At 47.7% G+C, this 5231-nt stretch carries 6 protein-coding genes; all 6 read left to right on the plus strand.

The features are described from left to right. A partial coding sequence (locus I656_RS13755; protein ID WP_033004703.1) for a thioesterase family protein occupies positions 1 to 354 on the plus strand: 354 nt, incomplete at its 5' end. Beyond that, positions 354 to 1301, plus strand: a complete 948-nt coding sequence (locus tag I656_RS13750; protein ID WP_013523602.1) for a fumarylacetoacetate hydrolase family protein — start codon at positions 354 to 356, stop codon at positions 1299 to 1301. The genes I656_RS13755 and I656_RS13750, both read left to right, overlap by 1 nt. Then, positions 1292 to 1792, plus strand: a complete 501-nt coding sequence (locus tag I656_RS13745; RefSeq protein ID WP_015374674.1) for a DinB family protein — start codon at positions 1292 to 1294, stop codon at positions 1790 to 1792. The genes I656_RS13750 and I656_RS13745 overlap by 10 nt, the downstream gene beginning before the upstream one ends. 16 nt (positions 1793 to 1808) lie before the next feature. After that, the gene (locus tag I656_RS13740) at positions 1809 to 2933 is read left to right on the plus strand and encodes a cupin domain-containing protein (RefSeq protein WP_013523604.1); all 1125 of its coding nucleotides are present in this window, start codon (positions 1809 to 1811) and stop codon (positions 2931 to 2933) included. Positions 2934 to 3007: 74 nt separating this feature from the next. Beyond that, positions 3008 to 4348 (plus strand): aromatic acid/H+ symport family MFS transporter, encoded by a 1341-nt coding sequence (locus I656_RS13735; RefSeq protein ID WP_013523605.1) that lies wholly within the window; start codon positions 3008 to 3010, stop codon positions 4346 to 4348. Between the two features lie 26 nt (positions 4349 to 4374). After that, the gene (locus I656_RS13730) at positions 4375 to 4956 is read left to right on the plus strand and encodes a hypothetical protein (RefSeq protein ID WP_013523606.1); all 582 of its coding nucleotides are present in this window, start codon (positions 4375 to 4377) and stop codon (positions 4954 to 4956) included. The last annotated feature ends 275 nt before the right edge of the window (positions 4957 to 5231 follow it).

A 5231-nucleotide genomic window follows, 5' to 3' on the forward strand; every position in this document is an offset into this window, starting at 1 on the left:
TGGATGGACGAAGCGACGCACCACTTTTTCGCCAGCCTTGGGCGTTCGACGTGGAAGTTGTTTCAAGAAGAGCGAATCGGCATGCCGATTGTCGAAGCAAAATGCGTATTTCATGCCCCGCTCTTTTTCGAGGATCAAGTTTGTGTCAAATCGGCAGTCGCTGAGCTGCGGGAGAAATCGTTTCGCATCCACCATCAGTTTTTTCGAGGAGGCCAGCTTGTGGCTGAAGGATATGAAGTGCGCGTGTGGACGACGTTTGCCGGAGACAGACCGAAAGCGGCTCCCCTTCCAGCCGAGCTTCGCGAAAAGATGAAAAGAGAAGGGGCAATGATCAGATACAAGGAGGGATCATGATGAAAATGATCAACTACCGATTAGGTGATGTGGTGCGTGCTGGATGCATTGTGGATAATCAAGTCATCGACCTTCATCAAGCATATGTAGCGCGGCTTCGAGCCAAGGGATGCCCGCGTGCCGAACAGCTCGCCGCGGCGCTTGTTCCACCCAATACGATCGAGCTGCTCGAAGGTGGGGAAAAAAGTCTAGAAGAGGCGCAAAAGGCGGTGGAATTTGCTTTGGAAAACGGGCTGGTGATCGACCGGGCCAACGTCAAAATCGAAGCGCCGATATTAAAACCAAACAAAATTGTTTGCGTCGGTCACAATTACCGTGAACACATTTTGGAAATGAAACGGGAACTGCCGGAATACCCCGTCATCTTTGCCAAATTTAGCAACACGATCATCGGTCCGGAAGATAACATTCCATTGCCACCGATCACGAGTCAGCTCGATTACGAAGCGGAATTTGCCTTCGTCATCGGCAAGCGGGCGCGGAATGTCAAGCAGGCGGAGGCGCTTGAGTATGTCGCCGGGTACACGATTGTCAATGATGTGACAGCAAGAGATTTGCAGCGGCGGACGATCCAATGGCTGCAAGGAAAAACGCTTGATGGGAGTGCGCCGATGGGACCGTGGCTTGTCACGAAGGACGAAATTCCGGATCCGCATTCGCTCGAAATTTCATTGAGCGTTAACGGGGAAGAGCGGCAACGGTCGAATACGAAAAACTTGGTGTTTAATGTTCATTATCTGGTAGAGTTTTTGTCGCATATCATGACGCTTGAACCAGGAGATGTCATTTGCACAGGAACGCCGGGCGGTGTCGGGGTCGCCCGCAATCCGCAAGTCTTTTTGCAGCACGGCGATGTCGTGCGCATTGAGGTAGAGCGCATTGGCGTGCTCGAAAATCGCGTTGCCGCCGTGCCAAGTCAGGTGGAGGTGGAGTCGTCATGCCGTTGATTGAGCAATATCGGCAAGAAATCAAAGAAACCGTGGAGAGGATCATTCAAAAAGTCAGCTCATTGACGGAGGAGGTGATCCGCTGGAAGCCGTCTGCTGATGAATGGTCGATCATGGAAATTCTTTGCCACGTCGAAGAAGTGATCGGCTATTGGACAAGGGAGCTTGTACGCGTCATTCAAGCCGGCGGCGGGGAGTGGGGCCGGGGGCTCAATGATGAAGCGAGGCTGGCGGCGGTTCGTCAAGCAGACTCTCGCACTGTCAGCGACGTCATCCATGGGATTAAGAAAGCAGCGAAATTTGCGGATGAACAGCTGGAACGGTTGAGAGATGATCAGTTGGCTCTTGAAGCCCCACATCGCAACCCGAAATTTGGCGTCAAGCCGATGACGTTTTTAGTCGAGCATTTTTTGACCGAGCATTTGGCCGGCCATTTGCGGCAAATTGAACGAAATTTAGGCAAACATAAGGCCGCTCAATCAAAACAATGAGAAAGGGGAAATTCATGTGGCGGAAAAAAATCCTTTTTTCCAAAGCAAAGAAGTGAAAGAGTTTACGAAAAAAATTGAACAATACCATTTAGGTCCGCTTTGGGAAGCGATTCCGGACTTGATGCATAAAGAGCCGAGACCGGAAGCAGTGCCGTATTTATGGAAAGGAGAGACGATCCGCAAGCTGCTTTTGGAGGCGACGCAAATTTTCACGCCGGAACGTGGCGGCGAGCGCCGGGCAATTTACTTGCAAAACCCAGGGCTTAAACAGCGCCAGCCGTGGGGATGGGCGTCAACGACTAACACACTATATGCGGCTGTCCAGCTTATTTTGCCAGGTGAAACGGCGCCGTCTCACCGTCATACGCAAAATGCGATGCGGTTTATCACAGACGGAAAAGGGGCGTATTCGATCGTCCAAGGAGAGCGGTTGTTCATGGAGGAAGGCGACTTTCTTATCACTCCGGGCGGATTATGGCACGGCCACAGTCATCCAGGAGAAGGACCGATGTTTTGGATGGATTGCTTGGATATTCCGTTTATTTACGCCACAGGTGGAACGTTTTTTGAACCTTATCCGGATGGCATTGAGCCGCCGTCGCTTCCAGATGACTACTCGGCGCGCAAGTATCGCGGCGGCATGGTTCGGCCGATCGGCGACCGAAAGCCGCAAGTCGCACCGCTTGGATTGTACAAGTGGAAACAGACCGAAGCGGCGTTGGAAGGGTTAAGCGATTTTGAACCGGATCCGTATGATGGCATTGCGGTCGAGTACATCAATCCGTCCAATGGTCAGACAGCCAATCCGAACATCGGTGCATGGATGCAAAAACTGCCGGTTGGCTACCATTCAAAGGCGCACCGCCACACGTATTCGGCGATTTACCACGTGTTCAAAGGCGAAGGATATACAGTCATCAACGGTATTCGGTTCAACTGGACAAAAGGCGATTATTTTGTCATCCCGAACTGGGCTTGGCACGAACATGTGAACACATCCAAAGAGGATGCGCTTCTCTTCTGCGCCAACGATTTGCCGATCATGGAAAAGCTCAGATTGCAGCGTGAAGAAGCGTACCCGAATAACAACGGATATCAATCGGTCGTCGGGGAGTTTGAGGCGGAGGTAGTGCGTAGCTAGATCATTGTTCCCCTGTGGTTGTGAATTGCTACAGGGGATTTCCCTTAATTTGTTTTGAAAGAAGGAATGGAAAGATGGCAAGGGAAATTCACATTAATCACTGGATTGATGAGCAACCGTTAAATCGGTTTCACATAAGTTTATTGTTTATGTGTATGTTGATTATCATTGCTGATGGTTATGATATGTTTATGTTTGGTGCCATCGTCCCGTCTCTCATGAAGGAGTGGGGGATAGGACCAGTTGAAGCGGGGGCGTTGAACAGCTATGCGTTGATCGGCATGATGATTGGGGCGATGATTTTTGGACCGTCAGCAGACAGATTTGGACGTAAAAATGTGATCCTTCTATGTTTTTGCCTCTTTAGCTTATTTACGTTTACGTCCGGATTTTCCCAAAGCAGCACATCATTTGGAGTTCAGCGTTTTTTTGCTGGGCTGGGATTAGGCGGGGTAATGCCTAATCTTATTGCACTAATGACAGAGTATACTCCAAGCAAATGGAAAAGTACACTAGTATCCATTATGTTTAGCGGCCATGCGTTTGGTGGCATTATTGCCTCTGCGGGAGCTATTTATTTAATTCCTCATCTTGGGTGGAGGGCAGTCGTCTGGTTAGGATTGATTCCTCTAGTTTTTCTTCCATTTTTCTATCGGAAGATGCCAGAATCTGTTTATTTTTATCTTCGCCATCACCAAACCGATCGGTTGCTCTCGGTATTTCGTCGCCTCACTCAACAAATGATATCGGATGATGAACAAATTCAATGGGTGGAGAATGGCGAGCAGAAAACAAGTTTTCCAGTGACTTGCTTGTTTCGCGAACATCGAGGATGGAGCACCGCGATGTTTTGGGTCTCGTTTTTTATGTGTTTGCTTGTCATGTATGGATTAAGCACATGGTTGCCTAAAATCATGCAAGAGGCTGGATATCCGCTTGGATCCAGTTTAACATTTTTAGTTACCTTGAATAGTGGTGCTGTAATAGGTGCTATTATTGGTGGAAGATTAGCTGATCTTTTCGGTGCACGCAAAATCTTAATTCTCTTTTTTGTTATCGCCTTTTTGACATTAATGTCATTAAGTCTAAAACCAAATGTGATCCTTCTTTATATACTTATTGGCATTGCTGGAGGAACAACAACAGGTACACAAATTGTGGCTAATTCTTATGTTTCTCAATACTATCCAACAGAGATGCGTTCGACAGGAATCGGTTGGGCGCTTGGTGTGGGCAGAATTGGTGGGATTGCAGGACCTGTGATGGGCGGTATTCTATTAAACCACCATCTTTCCTTATATGGAAACTTTTTGGCTTTTGCACTCCCTTGTCTTGTATCCGCTGTTGCAATTTGGCTCGTTCAAGAGAAGTATAGTCAGCGTTGGCTTGAACAGTCAAGTAATTATTTAGCGTAATGATGAGGTGTGGAGGAGGGAAATGGATGAGTTCCATTGCTGCAAACAATATAAATGTAATCCGTGAGGAGAATATGTCGCTCTGTTATTTACTTGACCGTCTTGAAGCAGTCAATTGGTTATCTTCTTTTGGTGGGCAAGGAGATGATCAAGTGGAGCAGGCGCTTCACAAGTTTGTTCATTTTTTCGGCCTTGATGGTATAGGAATCAGATGGTTGCAGAAAAACGAACTGGTTTCTTTCATTGAGGAGATCCGCCTTGAAAACGATGATAGTTGGAGAGTGTTAAGACACATTCCCGAACAATTGAGACAGCAAACTGAGCAAACAGGGAGGTCGAGATTGCTTTCGGCGATTGCTGATGAAGTTCCAGCTGTTATTTTCCAACATAGTTTTGATGCGATCTTCGAGGTATTAAGACCGTATGGCAACAAGGTTGTGACCACTGCGGTTGGGTATATGATGTACATCGGTGGAATGGCTTGTGCATGGGAGGTATTATCTGATCTAGAAGGATGGAAGGAAAACCCATTTCTTTATCTTGTTTCTGTGTTGGAGAGCGGCCATTGGCCATTAGGGATAGTTAATCGAAAATTTGTCGTTATTTAGGTGGTTGTCGAACATGTTTGTGTACCCTTGCTACGGTGCAGTAGAGAGTAAACGCTGATATAGAACAACTAAAAACAGTTTTGACTTTTAACATTTTTCCAAAAGAAGTGTCCCACTTCGAAACGAAGTGAAAGCGGGAGATGAATGCCGGTTGGCTTTAGGCAACCCATACGATCGAATATGGTTCAAACGGACAACTTCGGAACGAAGGGAAGCATAGAGGGTTCTTGTGTGTGGCTTGCCATTGGGCGAACACGCACAAGTCGCTTGAAGCC

The organism is Geobacillus sp. WSUCF1 (genome assembly GCF_000422025.1).
Taxonomy (GTDB): Bacteria; Bacillota; Bacilli; order Bacillales; family Anoxybacillaceae; genus Geobacillus; species Geobacillus zalihae.

What these genes read in the sequence shown, in the direction of transcription:
- I656_RS13750 (WP_013523602.1), top strand. Translation starts at nt 354, where the DNA reads ATGAAAATGATCAACTACCGATTAGGTGATGTGGTGCGTGCTGGATGC.
- I656_RS13745 (WP_015374674.1), top strand. Translation starts at nt 1,292, where the DNA reads ATGCCGTTGATTGAGCAATATCGGCAAGAAATCAAAGAAACCGTGGAG.
- I656_RS13735 (WP_013523605.1), top strand. Translation starts at nt 3,008, where the DNA reads ATGGCAAGGGAAATTCACATTAATCACTGGATTGATGAGCAACCGTTA.
- I656_RS13730 (WP_013523606.1), top strand. Translation starts at nt 4,375, where the DNA reads ATGAGTTCCATTGCTGCAAACAATATAAATGTAATCCGTGAGGAGAAT.